At 33.1% G+C, this 22,810-nt stretch carries 18 protein-coding genes; 6 read left to right on the top strand and 12 right to left on the bottom strand.

From position 1 onward, the window contains the following. Entirely contained in the window at nt 1–354 is a 354-nt protein-coding gene (locus tag GBH57_RS02625) for a DUF6686 family protein (protein WP_151672493.1), read from the top strand. A gap of 8 nt (nt 355–362) precedes the next feature. Here GBH57_RS02625 and GBH57_RS02620 read toward each other — a convergent pair whose 3' ends face one another. Both GBH57_RS02620 and GBH57_RS02615 read right to left on the bottom strand, forming a co-directional pair. Then, nucleotides 363–1,526, bottom strand: coding sequence for a lipase family alpha/beta hydrolase (locus GBH57_RS02620; protein ID WP_151672492.1), 1,164 nt, complete (start codon nt 1,524–1,526; stop codon nt 363–365). A gap of 242 nt (nt 1,527–1,768) precedes the next feature. Continuing rightward, a complete protein-coding gene (locus GBH57_RS02615; protein ID WP_151672491.1) occupies nt 1,769–2,470 on the bottom strand; it encodes a T9SS type A sorting domain-containing protein in 702 nt (233 codons plus the stop codon). 173 nt (nt 2,471–2,643) lie between these two features. Between GBH57_RS02615 and GBH57_RS02610 the strand changes: the two genes are divergently transcribed. Together GBH57_RS02610 and GBH57_RS02605 are read left to right on the top strand one after the other, a co-directional pair. Further along, on the top strand, nt 2,644–3,069 hold the full coding sequence (locus tag GBH57_RS02610; protein ID WP_151672490.1) for a deoxycytidylate deaminase: 426 nt from the start codon (nt 2,644–2,646) through the stop codon (nt 3,067–3,069). A 50-nt stretch (nt 3,070–3,119) separates the two neighbouring features. After that, complete coding sequence (locus GBH57_RS02605) at nt 3,120–4,727, top strand: S41 family peptidase (protein ID WP_151672489.1); 1,608 nt, start codon at nt 3,120–3,122, stop codon at nt 4,725–4,727. On the opposite strand, the gene GBH57_RS02600 is transcribed toward GBH57_RS02605, so the two are convergent. Together GBH57_RS02600 and GBH57_RS02595 are read right to left on the bottom strand one after the other, a co-directional pair. Then, nucleotides 4,724–4,921 (bottom strand): hypothetical protein, encoded by a 198-nt coding sequence (locus GBH57_RS02600; protein WP_151672488.1) that lies wholly within the window; start codon nt 4,919–4,921, stop codon nt 4,724–4,726. The genes GBH57_RS02605 and GBH57_RS02600 overlap by 4 nt on opposite strands. Nucleotides 4,922–4,942: 21 nt before the next feature. Then, nucleotides 4,943–5,527: a MarC family protein gene (locus tag GBH57_RS02595; protein WP_151672487.1), complete on the bottom strand. Its 585-nt coding sequence runs from the start codon at nt 5,525–5,527 to the stop codon at nt 4,943–4,945. Nucleotides 5,528–5,670: 143 nt separating this feature from the next. Between GBH57_RS02595 and GBH57_RS02590 the strand changes: the two genes are divergently transcribed. Beyond that, complete coding sequence (locus GBH57_RS02590; protein ID WP_151672486.1) at nt 5,671–6,240, top strand: DUF3109 family protein; 570 nt, start codon at nt 5,671–5,673, stop codon at nt 6,238–6,240. A gap of 197 nt (nt 6,241–6,437) precedes the next feature. Here the strand turns inward: GBH57_RS02590 and GBH57_RS02585 are convergent, their stop codons facing one another. The 6 genes from GBH57_RS02585 to GBH57_RS02560 form a co-directional block, all read right to left on the bottom strand. Then, nucleotides 6,438–8,228 (bottom strand): ribonucleoside-diphosphate reductase subunit alpha, encoded by a 1,791-nt coding sequence (locus GBH57_RS02585; protein WP_151672485.1) that lies wholly within the window; start codon nt 8,226–8,228, stop codon nt 6,438–6,440. Between the two features lies 1 nt (nt 8,229). Beyond that, nucleotides 8,230–9,504, bottom strand: a complete 1,275-nt coding sequence (locus GBH57_RS02580; RefSeq protein WP_151672964.1) for a ribonucleotide-diphosphate reductase subunit beta — start codon at nt 9,502–9,504, stop codon at nt 8,230–8,232. 600 nt (nt 9,505–10,104) lie between these two features. Then, a complete protein-coding gene (locus tag GBH57_RS02575; RefSeq protein WP_151672484.1) occupies nt 10,105–10,800 on the bottom strand; it encodes a DUF6503 family protein in 696 nt (231 codons plus the stop codon). 70 nt (nt 10,801–10,870) lie between these two features. After that, complete coding sequence (gene chrA, locus GBH57_RS02570) at nt 10,871–12,010, bottom strand: chromate efflux transporter (protein WP_151672483.1); 1,140 nt, start codon at nt 12,008–12,010, stop codon at nt 10,871–10,873. A gap of 69 nt (nt 12,011–12,079) precedes the next feature. After that, the gene (locus tag GBH57_RS02565; protein WP_151672482.1) at nt 12,080–14,326 is read right to left on the bottom strand and encodes an inorganic phosphate transporter; all 2,247 of its coding nucleotides are present in this window, start codon (nt 14,324–14,326) and stop codon (nt 12,080–12,082) included. Nucleotides 14,327–14,404: 78 nt separating this feature from the next. Further along, nucleotides 14,405–15,607, bottom strand: coding sequence for a porin (locus GBH57_RS02560; protein WP_151672481.1), 1,203 nt, complete (start codon nt 15,605–15,607; stop codon nt 14,405–14,407). A gap of 411 nt (nt 15,608–16,018) precedes the next feature. Here GBH57_RS02560 and GBH57_RS02555 point away from each other — a divergent pair, with 411 nt between their 5' ends. After that, nucleotides 16,019–16,402: a toxin-antitoxin system YwqK family antitoxin gene (locus GBH57_RS02555; protein WP_235904632.1), complete on the top strand. Its 384-nt coding sequence runs from the start codon at nt 16,019–16,021 to the stop codon at nt 16,400–16,402. Nucleotides 16,403–16,473: 71 nt separating this feature from the next. Here GBH57_RS02555 and GBH57_RS02550 read toward each other — a convergent pair whose 3' ends face one another. Then, a complete protein-coding gene (locus GBH57_RS02550; protein WP_151672480.1) occupies nt 16,474–18,420 on the bottom strand; it encodes a beta-helix domain-containing protein in 1,947 nt (648 codons plus the stop codon). A gap of 37 nt (nt 18,421–18,457) precedes the next feature. Beyond that, nucleotides 18,458–21,241, bottom strand: coding sequence for a TonB-dependent receptor (locus tag GBH57_RS02545; RefSeq protein WP_151672479.1), 2,784 nt, complete (start codon nt 21,239–21,241; stop codon nt 18,458–18,460). Nucleotides 21,242–21,418: 177 nt separating this feature from the next. On the opposite strand from GBH57_RS02545, the gene GBH57_RS02540 reads away from it, so the two are divergent. Continuing rightward, nucleotides 21,419–22,759: a deoxyguanosinetriphosphate triphosphohydrolase gene (locus GBH57_RS02540; protein WP_151672962.1), complete on the top strand. Its 1,341-nt coding sequence runs from the start codon at nt 21,419–21,421 to the stop codon at nt 22,757–22,759. The last annotated feature ends 51 nt before the right edge of the window (nt 22,760–22,810 follow it).

Genomic DNA, 22,810 nt, shown 5'->3' with positions numbered 1-22,810 from the left:
ATGTGTCATCAAATTAAAATAATAGCGAAAAACACAAATGGGGAACTTAGCATTTGTGAGAATTGTAAAGTATATCATTTGACTTTCAATAATTTATATATTGAATTTGATTTTGAAGAAATGCTATCGTTTAAAAATTTTGTAATTGGAATTGAAGTTGATTATTGGGAAACTAAATATAATTGTATGTCGATGAAACGTAAGATCCCAATACAAACCCAACAAAGTAATTTAGTGATGATTTTCAATAGACAAGAGTTAGCATCTCTTCGCGACTTGCTTACACAAACTACAAAAAAGCCTTATGGTAATCTTTCAGTAGTGGAGATTGATTATACTTTGTTTTTAAATTAGGGATTTTTTTATTTAACACGTTCAACCCTACCGCCAGCACTTTCATACCAGTTATCACGTTCTGTATCACCTTTTAGAAATCGTTGTAAAACATTTTGAACACGCCCGTTGTTAAGAAAAAATGCGTGCCAATCTGGACCTGTCATTCGGGAATCTGCCCAACTTTCTAATGTCTTTTTCCCAACTTTTAATGTTACCACGCTATCTTTAAAAACACTCGCACTTGCGTGTGGTACAGTACCATCCCCTTCTTCATCTTCTTTGATTGCTTCGTAGTCAAAAAAGTTTTTAAAATGATCTTTACGATCGTGAACTACAATGTGACTTTTTGTGTCTTCATTACCACCACAAACTACAATACATTTTTTTCTGAACTCCTCCGTACAATTGCCTAAATCAAAGATGAGGTTGTTTTGATTTCGAATCTCTTTAACTTTACTAAGCCTATATGCCATAAATTCGTGTTTGTCGATAGTATCTTCTCTATCTGCATTTGCAACTTGCTGCCAATAACTGTAGAAGTCGAAAGGATTATAATTAGCTGAAGTTATCGGGTTTTCAAATTTATAAGCATTTTCGTAAACAGGTAATAACTCATATACTGCCGGGAATGTTCGGGCAATTTTTCTAAAGTCGTCACTACTGTTAAAAAGTCTAGATTTTCCAATAACAAGATTAAAGCTAGCCTCAATACTTCCTAGAAAAGGAGGTACGGTAAAAATAGCTTTGCTTACAATCTTGTTGCGCTCCTTATCACTCAATATTTTTAAATAAGCAGATAGTACAAGTCCACCCATACTGTGTGTGATAAAATTGAACTCGCCAATATTGAGTTTGTCACGTAAGCGTTCAACGTAGAGTTGTAAACTTTTAGCAGATTCGGCATTTGATTTTCGCCAGTCGTATCCAAAAATAAATACGCGATATCCTTTTGCTTTAAGGTAGTTTATAATTTCGGAATATGCCATGTTTTCAACATCAGCACGTTCAATAATAGTTTCTACACCAATATCATTTAAGCCGTCTTTTTGAAGTTTAAGCTTATGGATATTAGTGTAGAATTTTTTAATTCCAGACCAATGTGTGCTAAAATCATCGAGGTTAACATTATATAATTTAGTCCCTTGAATGCCAGGAATAAGTATAACGGGTAACTTTCTTTGATTAGGCATTATAATTAATTTTTACACTATTGATGGTGTGTGGTTAGTTAAGAGCTATGTGTTTTTTAATTTTAGTATAGACTAAAATTAAAGTGGGGAAGAAATGAGTTACTAAGATACAATTAATTAATAAAGTACCGTATCCGAATTTTTGCGGAAACCGAAATGTTAATGAAAAATAACAGGAATCAAACTATTAAAATTTCAGAAACACTAATACTAAAATCACATAAATGGAATATGAAGTTATATTATTCTTTAATGAATTGCTTTATGCTTTGCGAACCGTTAGCGGTAACTTTTAAAAAGTAGCTACCTTTAGCTAACTGTGAAGTATTTATTGTGTTTGTATTATTAGACGCTACTATCTGTCCAGACATCGTTAATATTGTTGCATTCTCGATGTTGAGGTCTGTATTGATAGTTAGTAAATTACTCACAGGATTTGGATGGATTTTAAAGCTATTCACAGAAATACCTTCTAATCCAAAAAAGCTATTGTCATATTCTGCAAAATCACCATTGGGAGCTTGGATAGTGAGTAATCCTGCATCACTTAAATAAATAATATCAAAGCTAAATGGCGTGGTTTGGTTATCATAAAAGAAATCGAAATATACTTGCTCAAAAGCTGAATTTTCAGCCATATCGCAGGAGATAAGTGTTTGTGTTAATTGAGGTAACGTAAATTGATAATCATTGATGTAATTTACTGTTCCATTTTCTGTTGTAAGTGAATTACAAACACTAGTACTAAAATCTTGGGTTGCAGCGTCACCATCATCAAGCATTGTTAAAACAATCATGTCAACTTCATTGTTTTCTGGCGGAAAATAATTTTGCGAGTCAATACTCAAACGCAAAAGATTCCAAGGACTTTCTGTGAGCTGGTCAACCTGAGCATTTGTGTTAAAATAAATTGCAAGCATAATAAAAAAGGTGATCTTTTTCATAGCGGTGAGTTTGATTAGTTTTACTAAAGTTATAGTAAAAGGTTTATTTCTAAAGCTTTTTTGAGAAAATAATGAGTTTTGGCTACTGCTAAAGCGGTATTTTTAATAGAAATATAAACTATCGTATTGTTAAGCAGTAACGAAATGCTAATTTTACCGTCTTATAAAAACCTATGAAAGCAGACAAGCAAAAAACGTACGATATTGCATATTTACGAATGGCATTAGAGTGGAGTAAATTGTCCTATTGTAATCGTAAGCAAGTGGGAGCTTTAATTGTAAAAGATAAAATGATTATTAGCGATGGCTATAATGGAACTCCATCAGGATTTGAAAATGTATGTGAAGATGACGAGGGTAATACTCAATGGTATGTATTACATGCAGAGGCAAATGCTATTTTAAAGGTAGCGGGAAGCACACAATCTTGTCAAGGAGCTACCTTATATATTACAATGTCGCCTTGCAAAGATTGTAGTAAATTAATACACCAATCTGGGATTACGCGATTGGTTTATTTTCAAGGCTATAAAGATGATAGCGGTATAAAATTTTTAGAAAAAGCCGGCGTTAGTATTACACATATTAGTGAACTTTAATAATAATTTTGAAGCAATAAATAGCTTTAAAAATCTCTAAAACAAAGAATTTGAATTTTAATAATAAATACATTCCATTAATTGTTGGCGTAGCTATTGCTGCGGGTATTTTTATTGGTTCAAAGCTAAATTTCGCTCACACGAGCGATACACTTTTCGCTACAAATTCAAAAAAAGATAAACTTAACAAGCTCATTGATTACATTGATTATGAGTATGTTGATTCAGTAAATACTGATAGTATTGTTGATGTTACAGTTAATGGTATATTAGAAAATTTAGATCCGCATTCAGTTTATATTCCTGTAGATGAATATCAAGCTAATGTGGATGATATGCGCGGAAATTTTACGGGAATTGGAATATCGTTCTATGTGCATCAAGATAGTTTAGCGGTTATACGAACTATCCCAGGAGGCCCAGCTGAGCGTGCTGGCATTATTTCTGGAGACCGAATTATCGCAGCAGATGGAATTGAATTAGCAGGGCAGTCATTAGATCGTGATTCTATTTCGGCTTATTTAAAAGGTACTCGCGGCAGTAAAGTAAATTTGAAAGTTCAACGTAGAGGAGTAGCTGAAATATTAGACGTTGCTATTGAGCGAAAAACTGTTCCTTTAGTAAGTGTTGATGCTTCATACAAGCTTAATAATACTTTGGGGTATATTAAAATTAATCGTTTTGCCGAAACTACTTTTGACGAGTTTAAAGATGCTTTGAAACAGTTGAAGAAAGATGGTGCTACAAAACTAGTTTTAGATTTAAGAGACAACCCAGGAGGCTATATTACAACGGCTGAGAGTATTGTGGATGAGTTTTTAGAGGATGACAAGTTAATTCTTGTAACTAAAAATAAAAACGGCGAAGAAGAGGAAAGCTTTTCAACTTCTAAAGGAGATTTTGAAGATGGTAAATTATACGTTTTAATTAATGAAAATTCAGCATCAGCTAGCGAAATAGTTGCTGGGGCTTTACAGGATAATGACAAGGGGACAATAGTAGGTCGCCGATCATTTGGTAAAGGACTTGTGCAGCGTGAAATGTCATTGGGTGATGGAAGTGCTGTTAGGTTAACAATTGCTCGCTATTACACACCTACGGGTCGTTCTATTCAAAAACCTTACGGCGATAATAACGACGATTATTATAACGAATATGAAAAACGCTACAAAAATGGAGAGTTACAAAGTAGGGACAGTATTGCTGTGGATGATTCTTTAAAATATGTTACTCCTAAAGGAAAGATAGTTTACGGAGGTGGAGGAATAATACCAGATGTGTTTGTTCCAAAAGATACTAGTATGCAAAGTGAGACTATTGAGTATGTTTCTCGAAATGGATTTATGAGTTACTTTGCTTTTGAGTATCTAGATGCCCACAGAGAGGAGTTTAATGATGTTTCCGAAGCACAATTTGTTTATGACTACATCATTGACGATAGTCTTGTTGATGAGTTCTCTGAGTATGCTAAGCTTAATAAAAATAGATCTTTCTTTAAAGACTATGATAAAGCATTGAAAACGGCAATCAAAGCAAATTTAGCACAACAACTTTACGGAATGAATGCTTATGAAATGATTCTAAACCAAGAAGATCCAGTCCTTAAAAAGGTGCTAGAGTTAGAGGGACGTTCTAACCTAACTCAAATTAAAGACTAGCGTTTTGCTAATCCCGAAATTTTACGAGAAACTAAAAGTATTATTAATAATAATATAACGCACGCTGCGGCTGCAGTACAGATTAATGCAATAGTACTATCTCCCTGAAACGGAGCTTCTAAGTTGACATTCGTAATGTTAAATACAAGTAATCCTAAAGCAGCTGCAATAAGTATGTAAATAAAGTATTTCATAATTTATTATTTAGTAATCAACTAATTGTTAAATAGTTCTTGAATATTTGATGTGAATAGTTTTACAGCAATTGCTAATAAAATAACACCAAATACTTTTTCAATAATAGCAATTCCATTTTTACCTAAAAAACGTTGTAGTTTTCCAGATGTTTTTAATACAATAAACACAATTAAAGTATTTATCAAAATTGCGACAATAATATTTTCAATAGAATATTCTGCTCTTAATGATAGAAGTGAAGTCAAACTTCCAGGCCCTGCAACTATAGGGAACGCAATTGGGAAAACGGTTGCCATTTCTAGGTTTTCGTCACTTTGTTTGAAAAGTTTAATTCCTAAAATCATTTCTAAAGCTATAAAGAATAATATAAACGAACCTGCCACTGCAAACTCATAAACATTAATCCCAATTAAGCCTAGAATTTTTTCTCCAATAAATAGGAAGACAATTAAAACTACTGCTGCAATAATTGAAGCTCTACCACTTTTAATCGTTCCAGACTTTTCTTTAAGCGAAATAATAATAGGGATACTGCCTATTATATCGATAACAGCAAAAAGGACCATTGTAGCTGTAGCTATTTCTTTAAAGTTGAAGTTCATGGTAAAGATTGTTTTATAGACTGCAAAACTACGCTATTTGTTTAATAGCCTAAAGTTTATAATGGGTAAAATAGACTTGTGGTAGAAAACACTAATTATCATCCAAATTTCAATTTAGATATCAAAAAGTGTAAATTCGCGATATGTTTCAACTAGGAAAAACCATTGTATCTGAAAATATAATCGAAAAAGAGTTCGTTTGTAATCTAGGTGCTTGTAAAGGAGAATGCTGTATTGCTGGAGAAGCCGGAGCACCTGTTACTGCTGAAGAGGTAGAAATTTTAAAAGAAATTTATCCAAAGGTTAAACCTTTTCTACGTCCTGAAGGTATTGCTGGTATTGAAGCACAAGGAACTCACGTGGTTAGTGATCTAGATGAATTAGAAACTCCTTTAGTAAATGGAGCGGAGTGTGTTTATGTTACATTTACTGACCAAGGAATAGCTAGTTGTGGTATTGAAGATGCTTACAATGCTGGTGAAATATCTTGGAAAAAACCTATCTCTTGTCACTTGTATCCAGTGCGTGTTCAGGATTATGCAGAGTTTGCTGCGGTTAACTATCACAAATGGCCTATTTGTGATGATGCTTGTACATTGGGGCAAGAACTTAAAGTTCCTGTTTATAAATTTGTAAAAGAAGCTTTAATACGTAAGTTTGGCGAACATTGGTACGCTGAGCTTGAAAAAGTAGCAGAAAATCTAAACAAATAATATTATTTCGTTTTTGAGATGTTGCTTTTAGTAAATTCAGCAATATCTAATTCTCAAATATTCCTTAATTTATTTTTTTAAATGGACTCCCTGTATAATTGAAGGAGAATATTTTTATTTAATAATATTTCAGCAAATACCAATCCCTACTAACATTTAATTGTTAATAGGGATTGTTAATTATTCTTATTGCTTAATTATGCTTCACAAGCTGCGCAGTCTTTCTTTTGTTTGAATTTTTGCGCTGCATTCATACTATGCTGGTAATACAAAGATTTTAATCCTAATTCCCAAGCTGTAATGTGAATTTTGTTTATTTCTTTTGTTGGTGTTTCTGGATGTACAATAATATTTACTGACTGGCCTTGGTCTATATGGTTTTGACGATTAGCCGCTTGGTAAATAATATCCATTTGATCAATCTCAGAATATGTTTTAAACACATCTTTTTCATTTTCAGTTAAGAAATCAAGGTGTTGTACAGATCCATCTCTATCACGTATGTCTAACCAAACTTCTCTTGTATCCATACCTTTTTCTTGTAGTAATTCTACTAAATATGGGTTTTTGATAGTAGTTTTTATTTTTGCAATATCTTTTACATAAATGTTAGACCAGATAGGTTCAATTCCTTGAGAAACTTGTCCTAAAATAAATGCAGAAGATGTAGTAGGTGCAACAGCATTAAGTGTTGCGTTTCTTCTACCGTATCCTTTTAGTACTTCAGGTTCACCAAATACCTCTGCAAGTTCTCCAGATGCTTTGTACGAACGTTCTTTAATTTCTCTAAAGATTTCACTGTTTAAATTGAAAGCTTCTTGACTGTTAAACGCGTATCTTTTAGATTGTAGTAACGAGTGCCACCCTAATACTCCAAGACCTAGTGCTCTGTTTTCTTTAGCAAAGTTGTATGCACGCTCCATAAATAAGAACGTTTGACGATCTTCTCTGTCTTCAGAATTTTTATATGTTTCTAATTTCTCTAAGAATTCGCTAATTACGGCATCCAAGAAATAAACCATTGTTTCTACTGCATCTGTATCTTTCCATTTATCATAGTGTAATACGTTTATACTAGAAAGTACACATACAAATGACCAGTTATGGTCTGATGGAAGCATAATTTCTGTACATAAGTTACTAGCGTGAATTTTATGACCTTTATCTTGGTACACATCCGCAGCATTGTTGTTTGCATTGTCTGTGAAGAAGATATAAGGGTATCCCATCTCTCCACGGCTTTGTAATACTTTAGCCCAAGTGGTTCTTTTATCTACATCTCCAGCAATCATTTCTTCCATCCACTTATTCGTCACAGTTACACCGTGTGTAAGTTCTTGGATTGGGTTTCCTTCGCTACCTATTTCTAGGAATTCCTTAATGTCTGCGTGGTCTATTGGTAAGTACGGTGAAAAACGACCGCGACGAACAGAACCTTGGCTTACTACATCTACCATAGATTCAAATAAACGCATGATATGTACTGCTCCAGAGGCTTCTCCATTATTTTTAATAGCAGCACCACGGGGACGTATTTTTCCAAAAAATCCAGAGGTACCTCCGCCTAATTTAGACATCATTCCCACTTCACTTTGTGTATAAAGTATATTTCCTATATCATCATCAATATGTGACCCAAAGCAGCTAATAGGCAAACCTCTTTTTTTACCGAAATTAGACCATACTGGTGATGCTAGTGAGTAGTAACCTTCAGACATGTAGTGATAAAACTTATCTGCATATCCAGGCATTTTTAAAATTTCTTCTGCACGCTCTGCAACTTCTCTAATGCGTTGCTCAGGGCTTACACCTTCAGTAAGGTATCCAGCTTCTAGAAAATTACGACTGTTTTCATTTAACCATGAAAATCCTTCGTTATTAGTTTCACTTGCTTTTGCAATTGCTTCTTTTCTTGCTGCAAGTAAATCGTTGTTGTTATTTGTAGCTTTTTGAGCTTCTTTTGAGGTATTTTGTTCTTGTTGGATCATATTAAAAAAGGTCGTCGCTAGTTATACTTTGTGTTCTTTTGCTGTAGTTTACAGATCTTTTTACAAAAAAGTCTCCGTGTTTTGTTCCTATTATTTCGTCATCAAACCATTCGGTTTCTCTAACCAGTGCTTCATCAACTTCAAATACTTTTTCAACACCAATGCTTACTAATGATTTATTAAAACGATCTTTTAGGAATTCACTAATTACATTTTTAGGTAAAAAGTCTAATTCTCCGTCTTCAAAGATCCAGTTTACTAAATCAACTTCTGCTTCAAATGCTACTCTACAAAGCTCTTGAATGTTTGAATGGTATTCTGGTGTAAACCATTCTGGATGTTCATTTTTCAAAATTAGAATAAGTTCAATACCAAAATCTCCGTGTATCTGCTCTTCTTTTGATGTTGCTTCTACTACATTAGAAATACCTTTTAGCATGTTTTTATGCTTATTAAAGGCCATAATGATTAAGAACTGAGAGAATAATGATACGTGTTCTATAAATAAGGAGAATAGTAAGACTGATTCTGCATATTCTTTATTGTCTTCACTTTTTGAATTCCGAAGTGCTGTTTCTAAATACTGCACACGTTTCATAATTACAGGTTTCTTTTTAAGAGCTTTAAACTCTTTGTTTAAACCTAAAATCTCTAAAAGGTGAGAGTAAGCATCTGCATGACGAACTTCACTTTCTGCGAATGTTGAACCCACTGCACCAATTTCTGGTTTTGGCATTCTTTGGTATAAATCACCCCAAAAAGACTTTACTGCTACTTCAATTTGTGAAATGGCAAGCATTGTATTTTTGATTGCTGAACGCTCTACAGAATTCAATCTTGTTTTAAAATCTTGAATATCACTAGTAAAATTGAACTCAGTATGGATCCAATAAGAATGACGTATAGCAGGAACGTATTCGTAAAGTTGAGGGTACTCATAAGGCTTCAAGCTTATGCGTTTCTCGAAAATATCTGTTTTGCGTTCTTGTGCTCTTTTATCACGATATAGAATGTACGCTTTAGCTACTTCTGGAAAACCACATTCCATTAATTTAGTTTCAACAATATCTTGTACTTGTTCAATTGTTGGAATGTAACTTTCGTCACTTTCTTTTCTCTCTAAGAGAGCTTTATAAACTGATATAGCAACGTTTTGTGCTTCACCTTCAGATCCGGTATTAACAACATTCATTGCTTTGAGTACAGCTGCTGTTATTTTATCTAAGTGAAAAGATTTTGTGGTAAAATCTCTTTTTCTAATGTGTGTGATTTCCATAAATAATGAGAGGCTATGTGTTCTATAATGATAGGTAAATATCATACTAATTTTGACACAAAATGGAGAAAATAAAATAGGTTTCTCAACACGGTTATTAACAAATCGTTAAGGATTCAATAAAGATAGGAGTTCGCGCCAAAATGAAAAATATCAACACATATTTGTTAAGAAGTATTGTGTCAAATCTAATAACTAAGAAATATCATTCGTATGAAAAATACATATTTCACCTAAAATATTGCCTATTTTTAGCATATAACATTGCATTAATACAATGAGATAAATATTAGAAAAAATATTTTATAAAAATCTAAAAATCAATACATTGATAAATATGTGGTTTAAAATATTTATAGTTATAACTGCCGCTTTTTTTACTAGTTTATAAAAGATTTTGCTAATTGTTTTTTTTAAATGGAATAGTGTTTTTGAAGTGTTTATAATTAAATTTACTTTTTTAGTAAAGGCTGATACACAGCCTTGTAAAAAGTACATTTTTAGTATGTTTATAAAAATTCTAGTAGTTTTTAGTCCACTTTGAAACTGTTGACAGGCGTCTAAGTTTATTAAAATAAATTGCAGATAATAGGATGAAAGTTATCCTAATTTATCAGTTCCTAAATACGTATTATCTTTGTTATAATACCATTCTCTAGCTTGAGGAAATTGAATATTATTTATGGTTTTTAAATCCTTTAATAATATGTATTCTCCTGTGTTTTTTCCTTTTCCTTCAGGATCACCTTTGAAAAATTGATAAACTTCCATTGCATACGTTTTAGGGTCAAAATAAAACTGCCATACGTCTGTACCTACCGCTTCATCATATTTAACACTTATTTTAAGATACTCTTTTCCTTTGAAATTAACACGTTCAGCTATAGGGTTTACTATGGTTCCTGGATCTTTTAACTTCATTGGCAAGCCATATAGGTATGTGTAATAATCTTTAAAAAAGACTGCCATTTCACAAGGAGTCCTTTTACCTACAAGACTATCGGTTACCGTTGTCGTACATTCTCCTTTTTCTAAATAATACCTTGTTTCAACACTATCGCGAGATTGTTTCAATTGAAATTTTTCGCTAGGAAGGTCAATGTTTACAACGCTTAAACGAGGACTTCTCTTAGGAGTAACCATAGTAACTTGTAATTCACCATTAAAAGTTGGCCAATTTCCTTGAGGGTCATGAAAGGCAATACTTTTGTTTAGTACTTCGGAAGCCGAAATATTCTGGGCATTACTACTAGTTAATACAAATAAAAATAGCACAGCTGTTACAAGAGACTTCATAATTAGATTTTTTTTGAAAGCCTAAATTATAAAAGAAATAGCGCATAAAAAAATGATAAGAATATTTCGGCTAAAACGTTATTAAACTTAGAATATAGCCTAAAACTGAACCTGTGACAATCACCCAAATAACCGAAACCTTTTTAGGTCCAAAAATCATTAAACCTGCTACAATCATTATAAAAAGAGATTGCCAATTTACTAATGTTGCAAAACTCATTGTTATAAGTACTGCAAGCATTACGGCAACAGCAGCAATATTAACGGAATCTAAAAAATAACCTAAAACTTTAGATTTTCGCATTTTTGGTATAAATGGGTTTAATAGTAAAACGAATAAAAACGAAGGTAAAAACATACCAGTTGTTGCTGCAATTGATCCCCAAAAACCTCCTAATTGAAAACCGATAAAGGTAGCTGTCGATAAAACTGGTCCTGGTGTAAATTGTCCTATACCTATGGCATCGAGTAAATGTGCATTAGTCATTAATCCTTTTGCGACGAATTCTGCATCTAAATATGCAAATAACACGTAACCACTACCGTATAGAATACTTCCTACCTTTAAAAAGGTAAGAAATATTTTTGTGATACTTATTGAAGGTAATGAGTTGACTATAAAACTAGGTAGTAAGAATGGAATGATTACAGAAAGGGTTTTATTTTTTGTATTATTCTTAAAATAGAAGTAGAAACCTCCTATAATACCTCCCATTAAAAGAGCTATGACTTCATGTAAGCCAAGGAAGCTTGAGAGTAATACAATACCTCCAATGATTGCTAATTCCCAGGTTTTAAGAGCTTTTTTACCAAGTTTAAATATAGCTGAAGTAATAATTACTAATACTGCGGGTTGTATGCCTTTGATAAATGGAGCTACTTGTGGTAATGTGCCATAGGTTACATAAAAATAGGCTAAGATTCCTGTAATGAAGATGGCTGGAAAAATAAATGATATTCCAGCAACGAACAGTCCTGCTTTACCAGCTCGTTCGTGACCACAATGCATTGTCATTTCGGTGCTATTAGGTCCAGGAATTAAATTTGTTGCACCTATTAAGTCTAAATAGTGATCTCTTGTCATCCACTTTCGTTTAGTTACAATTTCATCTTCCATCATAGCAATATGAGCTGCTGGACCACCAAATGCAAAGCAGCCAAGCTTAAAAAAAACAGTTGCAACCTCTTTTAAATTTTGGTTTTGAGACATAATTAAAAATACTAAAAAACCCCATATTTCAATTGAGATATGGGGTTATACTTTTATGTTTAACAATGATTATTCTTTTTTATAACTTGTATAATATTCATCCATTAAATTCATAATACTCGTTACTAAATCTTTTGTTTCTAACAAGATGTTGAAGTATAAAGAAGTGTTTTTAGGACTCTCTTCTTCAGTTCTTGTTCTTTCAATTTGTTTAGTAATTTTATTAGTAATAAGCGTAATTATTTCTTCTTTTCTAGATAGAACATAGCTTATTCTTTCAAATTTACGACTATTGAAAACTTCTTCAATTTCGTTTAAAAGTGCTTCTAATGAATCATCGATTTCCTGAAGATCTTTGATTTGATTGAATTTTAACTTTCTGTGATTGTTGTTTATGTGCTTGTAACTTTTCTTAGAAATAAACTCTAGGGACTGTGTCATATCAGTCAAGTAAGCTAAAATTGTAATGTAGAAACTGCTTCCACGTACACTTGTTTCGTCTAGATTTTTAATTAAGTAGAAAATATTATCTCTAAGGTCTTCTACTTCCTCATCTAGCTTTTCAACTCCTTTTCTTGTCTTTTTAAGTTTCTTAGAATCTTCTTTTGCAAGACCTTTAAGTACATCTGTGTATATCTTGTTTGTTCTAGATACTACGTTAGAGATATTATCTGCACTTTCAGTAATAATACCTTGAACCGTACTGCTTTCAGATTTTTTTAAGCTTTTAGGGTCTACATTTGTGTTGCTTTTTTTCTTGTGAGAAAGATAATTTCTTACCAATAATATGATAGTTATAAGTAGTAGGATAGGGATCATTACAGTTTTATTCCAGCTAATTAGGAATACAACAGTACCCGCAGCTATCAATGCTCCAAAAGCTGTGAAGAACCAACCTCCAATTACATTTAAAACACCAGCAACACGGTAAACAGCGCTTTCTCTCCCCCAAGCTCTATCAGCAAGTGAAGTACCCATTGCAACCATAAATGTTACATATGTAGTTGATAATGGTAATTTCATGGAAGTTGCAATAGAAATAAGGACACCTGCAACCATTAAGTTGACAGAAGCTCTAATCATATCAAATGCAGGAGCATCTATACTTTGATCTTTAGTAAGATGTTTTGTGTCTGGTTTTGTAAAACTAGCGTTAATTCTGTTTTGTGTAGCTGTTGGTATTACAGAGCTAATTGCGTTAGATAACCACGTTGTTCCTTTTACAATTCCTCTCGAAAGCATATTAGGCTCAAACTTTTCGTGAGTATCATTTTGACGTGATAAGCTCAATTCGGTCTCAGCAACTGTTTTGGCTTTTTTAGAAAACCAAAGGGTAGCTACCATTATACCACCAGCAATAAATAATAAGAAAGGTTCTGCAGGCATTTTCTTATCTAAAATTTCCATCGTAAATTCTGTAGCAGGAACACCTGATACAGACCACGCTTCGTAAGAGTGGAAGGCTGCCATTGGTACACCAATAAAGTTTACTAAATCATTTCCAGAGAATGCTAATGCTAAACCAAATGTTCCAACAGCAATTACCACTAGAAGAATACTTTTCTTAGTTATTTTTTGAAATGCGTAAGAGAAAAGTGTGAAAACTACTAAGCTGATAGCAATAACAAGGTATTCGTTACCGTCAAGGTATCCTTTTAAGTCTTTGTAAAAAGGAGATCCTTTAAGCCCCTTCATAAAAATGAAATATAAAATAGCTGAAAGAGCGATACCACCAAATATTGCTCCGAAATGTTTCATTTTTTTATCAAAATGAAATGTGAAAATTCTACGTGAAACCCACTGTACTAGAGCTCCAACACTGAATGCTATAACTACTGACATTAGTATACCACTAATAATTTCAATAGCTTTAGCTGTGTTTATATACTCTCCTATATCTGCAATTGACTTACCATCTGTAGCACCTATTTTAATAAGTGAAATTACAATGGCAGCACCTAATAGATTAAATACAATAGACACCGTTGTAGATGTTGGTAAACCTAGGGTGTTGAAGAAATCAAGTAATAATATATCTGTAATCATTACAGCCATAAATATCATCATTATTTCATCGAAGGTGAACATGGCGGGTACAAAAATACCTTTACGTGCAACTTCCATCATTCCGCTAGAGTAAACAGCACCAATAAAGATACCTAAACTAGCAACAATCATTATTGTTCTAAGCGAGATTGCTTTAGAGCCAATCGCTGAGTTTAAAAAATTAATAGCATCATTACTTACTCCAACAACAATATCTGCTATCGCTAGAATTGTCAATGCTACCAACATTAATAAATAAATATTATCCATTATATTCTGTATTATCATGGTGCAAATGTCTTGTTTTTTTAAAGCGCATTTGTTACCAAATTGTTATTAATTAATTATCTAAAAGTGTAGATCAAAACCTGTTCTAAGCATAATATTATCAGCTTCACCACCTAAAGTACTGTAGCTAACATCAGCTTGTATTTTTAATTTATGTCCAACAATGTATCTAGAGGCACCTAAGGTATATTGATTTTGTGCTTCTCTTCCTGTAATATTATCAAACTTTAGGGATGTATATCTTGTTGTGAGTTCATAATTACTTTGAAAAAGGTAACTAATTTGTGTATTGAAAGCATCACCAACTCTTACAATATCACCTGTTTCTGTACCGTCAGCATTAATTGCTACTGGAGCATCTGCATCTCTATTTGCATATTCTCCCATAAAAGCGAAACCTTTATATTTAAACATTGCATCTGCAAAAAATGTTGTTATGTTAGTTTCATAAAGTGAACCATCTTCAAGTTCCATATATGAGCCTAGATTACTTCTAGTTTTAACAGCATCTTGATTGTAATCATATGTTAATCCTACCATTAGTTTAGGTGTGTCTTCTCTTTTTAAATCTCCTTGAGAATAATCTCCTTTAGATTTAAAGTTTCCGAAGGGTAAAAATTCTAATCGTCCTGTATATTGAAGTCCTCCTTCATTTCCCTCAGTTACGTTTCTACCTTCACCTTGCGAAATGGCTAATTTCTCTTTCATAATAAAATCGCCACCTAAATGTGTGAAATGTCGAAGTTGAACACCCACATCTCTATCAATATTAAAACTACTGTTTAATAGTGATCGATCTATTAACTGTAAGTTAGCTGAAGAAACAACACGCTCAACGTTTCCAGGAAGTTTTGTTTGCCCTGCCCATAATTCGAAATTTTCATAAAAATTCCACATGATAACAGCATCTAGAATGTATCGTGGTGTATTTCGATTGAAATCGTTTGCTCCAGAAACGTCTCTATTTGATAATCCAAGTTCGATTTTGTACTTCAATTTTGGTGAATATGCAAATCCACTAAATTTTAAACGAGCTCTTCTAATTAGAAAGTTCAATTCGGCATCGTCATAGTCTTCTCCGTTGTAATCCCAATTTGAATTGAATCTTGCTTGGATACGTGGAGCAAATTTTACACTAAAAGTACTGTCTTTAGCTGTGTAATTTATAAGTCCTTTACCAAAAGAGGTGTCACTTATTTCTTGCGAAGTCATTGTGTAACAATATAATATCGTTACAAGTCCTAGAATAATTCTAGTTTTCATAAATCAAGTTTTAGTTTTTGTCGCTGCAAAGGACTAAAATAAAAAGTGATGTAATGTTTCCAAATGGTTAACTTTTGGGATTAAAACACAAAAAAAAGCCGCCTTTTTATAGGCGGCTTATTGTACTATTAAATCTAGTCGACAAAAACTAAAGTGATTTATAAATGTAGTACAATTGTCATTTGACTTCACAAAGTACGCTACAAAAGGCTTTTCTATTGTAAACTAAAGATTACGAAATCATTAATAAAAGACTATGTTATAATTGGTATTATAGTAATTTTGATACATATAATTAATTGATAATAAGAATTTTACAAGCTTAATGTAAATTTAATGTTAACTAAACCTTTTCTAATTGTTACTAAATGTGTAAATTTGGTACTGTAGTAATAAAAAAAAGAAAATGTTATGAAAAAATATATATTAATACTAGCAGTTATTTTATCAGCATCATCTATGTATGCTCAAGATTGTAAAAAGACTTGTGAAGGTAAGCAAGACAAATTTGTACTTGAGAACGGATTAATAAATGCTACTTTGTATCACGATAATGGAGTTGTTGCTCAAAAAGGTTTTTATACTCAGGATAACAAGTTACAAGGAGAGTGGACAAGCTTTGATGAAGAAGGGAATAAAACTGCTGTTGCTCAGTATGAAAATGGTGAGAAAACAGGAACTTGGTTGTTTTACCAAGGTGATAATATGAAAGAAGTAAGATATACCGATTCGAGAATTTCAGAAGTTAATACTTGGAAAATTAGTGATACTAGAGTTGTGTCGAATAGACCATAATTCGAACTTTATATAATAGAAAAGAGTCCCAATAAATAGGGACTCTTTTTATTTTGGGCTAATTCAAAATATTATAAACGTGCAGTAATCCACGCCCATCCAGAAATATCTACAGCAGTACCATTAAATACATCATCGGTAGCAGTAGTTAATGGAGTACCATCAATAATTACATTTGATACTGGACCATCATCTTTCATATCTACATTCGTGTCATAACCTGATAATAAAACGTTTGTCATAGTAGCTCCAGACATTTTTTTGAACTGTAAAGCTGTACCAGGACTTGTTGTAATTGCAGTGAAATTATTAAGAGTAGGGTTTCCGTTATCTCCATCTGCTTCTAATGCTGTTGAGAAATTTCCATTAGTATGAGTAACAAAAGTATTTGTCAAAGCCCCATTCCATCCTTCTGTCCAGTCAACTGCATCATCTTCATTGTTTTCTAAGTATATATTAGTAGCATTAACTGCACCTCCAAAAAATTCAACTCCATCATCTGCACCATTAATAATTGCAACATTGTTTACTTCAGTTTCAGAACCAACTGCGTAAAATGAAATTCCGTTGTATTGAGATTCAGAGTTAATTTGAGCTCCTGTACCTAACATTACTAAGTAGTTAATTGATCCAGAATCATCAGCAGCATTATTACCACCGTAAATAAATCCGCCTATTTCTGCAGTTGCGTCTGTTCCTTCAGTTGTAGGAGCATCACCACATATAGTTAATCCACCCCAGTCTCCAGGAGTTGCAGTTGCAGATGACATAATTACTGGATTGTCTGCAGTACCGTTAATTTCGATTTGACCACCTTTTAATACAGCGATATACACAGATGTTCCAGAAGCATTAGCAGTAATTTTGGTTCCTGCAGGAATGATTAGTTTCCCACCATCTTGAACAATGTAAGAAGATGTTAATGTGTAAGCAACGTTAGCATCTAGCGTTACAGTTCCGTTAACAACACCTTGTAATAATGATGCGTTTCCTGTTTGGTTAGAGTTTACCCAGTCAAAAATAGACACATCTACTGAACTTGAAGTTGTGTAACCGTTAAATGGATCTGCAGATGCTCCTTCGATAATTACGTTTGCTAAAGGTCCGTCATCTTTCATGTCGATTGAAGTTTCATAACCAGTTAATGACAACCCATTAATTGTAGCACCACTCATTTTTTTAAACTGTAAAGCAGTTCCACCTACAGTAGATACCGCAGTAAAGTTTGTAATTGTAGGATTTCCGTTATCTCCATCTGCTTCAATTGCAGTTGAGAAACCATCGTTATTATGAACAACGTAAGTGTTAGTGATAGAACCATTCCATCCTTCAGTCCAGTCGATAGAATCATCTTGGTTGTTTTCAGCATAAAGATTTGTTACAGATACTGAACCTCCAAAAAATTCCACACCATCATCAGCACCATCCATAAGGGCTACGTTATTGATTGATGTTCCGTTCCCTACAGCGTAAAGTGTAAGTCCATTATATTGAGACTCAGAGTTAATTTGAGCTCCTGCATTTTTAATGATTAAATAATTAATACTTCCTGAATTATCTGCAGAATTTGTACCTCCATAGATAAAACCACCTACCTCAGCAATAGCATCTACTCCTTCAGTAGTAACAGCATCTCCAAGAATTACTAATCCACCCCAATCACCTTGGTTACCAGATGTACTTCTCATAATAACTGGTAAGCTAGCAGTACCTTGAACATCAATTTGTGCTCCTTTTTCAATAGCAATATAGTTGTTAGTTGCTACTTGAGAAACTATTTCAGTTCCTGCAGGAATAGTTAATTTAGCACCAGATTTTACTAGGTAAGAACCTGTTACTGTATACGTTTGAGTTGGATCTAAAATTCTGTCGCTATCTAAAATACCGTTTAATTCTAAATTAACTTCTCCATCTTCACCACTATCAACTGGTGAGAAATCGTCATCATTACCACAAGATGATAAAAATAACATTGCAGCTGCTGCTACATATGCCGATAAATTTTTAAATGTTTTCATTTCTTTAATGTTTAATTTGAGATTAGTGTTTAATTAATTAAAATGTATATTTTAAGTTTAATCCTAGTTGACTACCTCTAGAATAGGATAATACTGTTTCATTAGTTTCAATACCTGAGTTAGGATTTCTTACTAATTGAGTTCTCTTAATTTCAGGGTTAAATAAGTTTTTCCCTACGAAACCAACCGTTAGTTTTTCTGATAATTCTTTAGTTACTGTTAGGTCAAGCATAACAAAGCCGTTTTCTATAATCGCATCGTTATAATTAATATCTCCAGAATCTCTAATGGTAGCATTTCCTAAGGCAAAAATTCTATCTGAAGCATAGTTTCCAGCAATAGTTGCTACAAGTGGCTTTTCTGTATTAGTGTCATAGCTAATCGAAGTATTTACAATCCAATCAGACGCACCTTGTAATCCTACTTCAGTAATTCCTTTGTATCTAAAGGTGTTTACAAAGTTTCCTTCTGCATCATATATTTCGCGAAGATCTTGCTTGTGCCACATTCTGGAAGCGTTTACATTTAAATCTACATTTACAGTTTCGCTTTCGCTACCATCAATAAGTTTTACACGTCCTTCTATTTCGATACCATAAATTCTAGCATTGTCTGAGGTGTTGAAATATGAAAAAGCTCCAGAAGCCCCTCTATCTTGAACCTTGTTAATTGGGTCCTCAATATCCTTATAGAAACCTGTTATTGAAAGTAGTTGTCCAGATGATGGGAAGTATTCAAACTTTAAATCGTAATTAGCATTTAAAGAAGCTTCAACTGAGGTGTTACCTCTAGTTACTTGACCAACTTGCGATACATATTCGAAAGGAGCTATTTCTTTAAATTCTGGTAGCGTAGTAGTATAGCTATTTGCAAAACGAACATTAAATTTATTTGAAGCAGCATATTTTAAATTGACAGAAGGGTATACTCTTCGGTAAGATTTATTAACCTCACCTAGTCTACCAGGAATATTACCTACATCATAGGTAACATCAATTTGATCATCTTGGTAACGCAGTCCTCCTTGTACTGTAAATTTCCCAGTAACTCCGGTAGCTTCAAAATAACCACCTATAGATTCGAGGTTTCCTCTGTATCTATCTGCGGGTAATGTATTTACTTTTAGTAATCCGTTAGCTATATTTTGTTCAGTAAATATTTCTGATATATGATCTATTGAAGTAGGGTTAACAGCATTTAGTACTGTTTCTTCAATTCCAAAAAACTGTGATCCAAAATTACGCTCTTTGTTTCTATAAGTTCCACCAAAATCAATCTTGAAACTATTATCTCCTTCAACAATATAAAACTCATCGTTAATACGACCGTTGTATTCAATATCTTCAATTTTTTGAATACTCTTGCGTTGTTGAAAACCACCATTTCTTCCTAGTTGTACTAAGTCTGGATCTTCAGCAAAATTAAAGTTAACTTCATTTCTAATACGATTAGGCTCGTCTGCAGAAAGGTAGTTGTACCCAATACCCCAGTCTAAAGTATTGCGTTCTGTAAATTTGTTTTTCCCAATTAATTGAGTGATTGAAGTAAGTGTATTTTTTACGTTTTGGTCTCTAATAAATTGAAAAGCTTCTCCTTCATTTGTTTCTTCAAAAATTGTTGCAGTTCCTGCACGGCCTCCTTCAAAAACTTGATCTTCAACCTTATTAATTAACAAGGTTGTAAATTCAAAAGAGTGATTATCATTAGCTCTAAATTTTCCATTTAATAATCCAGATGTTGCAACAGTTTTCTTCCAAGTAATTGCATCAGGAATACTATCATCAATAAAGTTTCCTCTAAATTCTCTAAAAACGCCTTCTCTATAATCGAATTTTGAAGATTGGCCAATTGTTGCTAATACTTTTAATTTCTCTCCTATTTTAGTTCCAGCACTTATTGAAACCGATCTGTTAATTGGAGCGCTTATAGTATTAGGGTTCCAAGATTCATTTGTTAATGCTTCCCTTGTGCCTAGGTCTTTAGAATAAAAACCAGCGGTCACATTATCATTATTAGGTGACACTTTAAAATTTCCGAAGACACCATTACTAATCACATTAGTATTTGTACCACCACTAACGCCTATCGAAAGTAGTTTACTTCCGCTAAGAGATTTAGAACTAATATCAATATTTCCAGAAGCTTGATCTGCAGATAAACGTGCAGATGTTGTTTTGCTAACATCAATACTTTCAATTAATCTAGTAGTAAATAAGCCAAGATCAATGTTTTTACGCTCAATATCGTCAGATGGAATAGGTAAACCGTTAAGTGTAGTGTATAAATATCGATCTCCAAGACCACGAACAAATACATCACCCGTTCCGTCTGTTTTAGATATACCAGAAATTTTAGTAGTCGCAGCAGCAGCATCGCTAACACCTAGTTTAGCTAATTGCTCACTACCTATACTTTCTTTAATAGTAGTAGCTTTTTTCTGTTCAAGAAGCAAAGCAACTTGGCTTTCTCTTCTAATTGAAGTTGTAATTACAACCTCGTCAAGCGCAGCTGCACTAGCTCCCATTGGGATATTTACTGTTGTAACTTTGTCTGCAATAACTGTAGCAGGAACTTCAATAGTTTCATAACCTACAAAGCTTACTTCAATAACATAATCTCCAGCTACTAAATTTTCAATTGCGTATAATCCATCAAAGTCTGATGTTGTTCCTGTCGATGTACCTTTAATAATTACGTTAGCAAATGGCAAAGGTTCATCATTTGCATCTTTATCAGTTAACTTACCTACAATAGACCCAGCATCTTGAGCATACATAGCAATAGATAAAAAGGTAATGGCAAGGGTAATATAATTTTTCATTTATGGGTATTTTATTATAATGCAAAGAAACCACAGCAACGTAAAGTTCGTGTTACCTAGCTGTTATGCTTTGTTTATAGAAAGGTTATCTTAATGTTAACAGCTTCGGAAATTTTCTCCATTGAAAAATTGCCATCAAATAGGTATCTTGTCATCACTTAAAAAAAGCTAAAAATGATGCAATGGGAAAAGCTGCTCTCACTTAAAAAACAGGGAGTAACGAATAAACGATTACGAATAGAAGAAGATGAAACTCGATTGGGTTTTGAAGTTGATTATGATCGTATTATATTTTCTGCTGCTTTTAGGAGTTTGCAAGATAAAACTCAGGTAATTCCATTTTCTAAAACATCATTTGTTCATACAAGGTTAACTCACAGTTTAGAAGTTTCGGTTGTAGGACGATCATTAGGTAGGGCTGCAGGCAAAGCAATTCTAGAAAAACATCCACATTTAAAGTCAACTCACGGATACCATTTTAACGATTTTGGAGCAATTGTCGCAGCAGCAGCATTAGCACATGATATTGGTAATCCACCATTTGGGCATAGTGGTGAAAAAGCAATAGGGGACTATTTTTCTAATGGAAATGGGAAACGATTTAAAAAGGACCTTTCAGATAAAGAATATCAAGACCTCATTGATTTTGAAGGAAATGCCAATGGATTCAAAATTTTAACTGAATCTAAAAATGGAGTAGACGGTGGTTTGCGATTAACCTTTGCAACCCTTGGGGCTTTTATGAAATATCCTAAGGAATCACTTCCTAAACAACCAACACCTTATATAGGTGATAAAAAATACGGGCTGTTTCAAGCAGACAAATCTTTTTTTAAAGAAGTAGCAGAGGAACTTGGTTTAAAGTCTAGATCAGATACTAATGATATGAGTTATGTTCGTCATCCATTAACATTTCTTGTAGAAGCAGCAGATGATATTTGCTACACAATAATAGATTTTGAAGATGGAATTAATTTAGGACTTATCGATGAAGAGTTTGCGCTAGAGTATTTAATAAAGCTAGTTAAAAACACAATTAATACTGAAAAGTACAACTCTCTAATACAATCTACAGATAGGCTAGCTTATTTAAGATCACTGGCAATAAGTACACTTATTAAAGAAGCGACAAAACAATTTATTGAAAATGAAGAAGAAATTCTCAATGGAACATTCTCTCGTTCTCTTTTAGATAAGTGTGAGTACAAAGCTCAAATTGACGATATTATTAAGATTAGTGTTGAAAAAATATATAAGAGTAAAGAAGTGATAGAAAAGGAAATATCAGGCTACCATATCTTAGCCACATTACTCGATACATTTACGACAGCTTTTGAAAATCATTACAGCGAACGTAAGGTTCGTCATTATGACCGACTGATACTTAGTGAATTTGATGACTCGTTGAGTGAAAGCGCTTCTGTTTACCAATATTTAATGGAATGCTGTAGTTATGTTTCCAGATTAACTGACGGAAATGCCTTACAAAGTTTTCAGAAAATCAATGGAATTCAATAAATGTTCAATATTTGTACGTTAAAATTAAACATTTAACTATGTTGAGCTAAC

This window comes from Patiriisocius marinus, from assembly GCF_008974325.1.
GTDB lineage: Bacteria > Bacteroidota > Bacteroidia > Flavobacteriales > Flavobacteriaceae > Patiriisocius > Patiriisocius marinus.
This window is presented reverse-complemented; position numbering and strand designations above follow the sequence as displayed.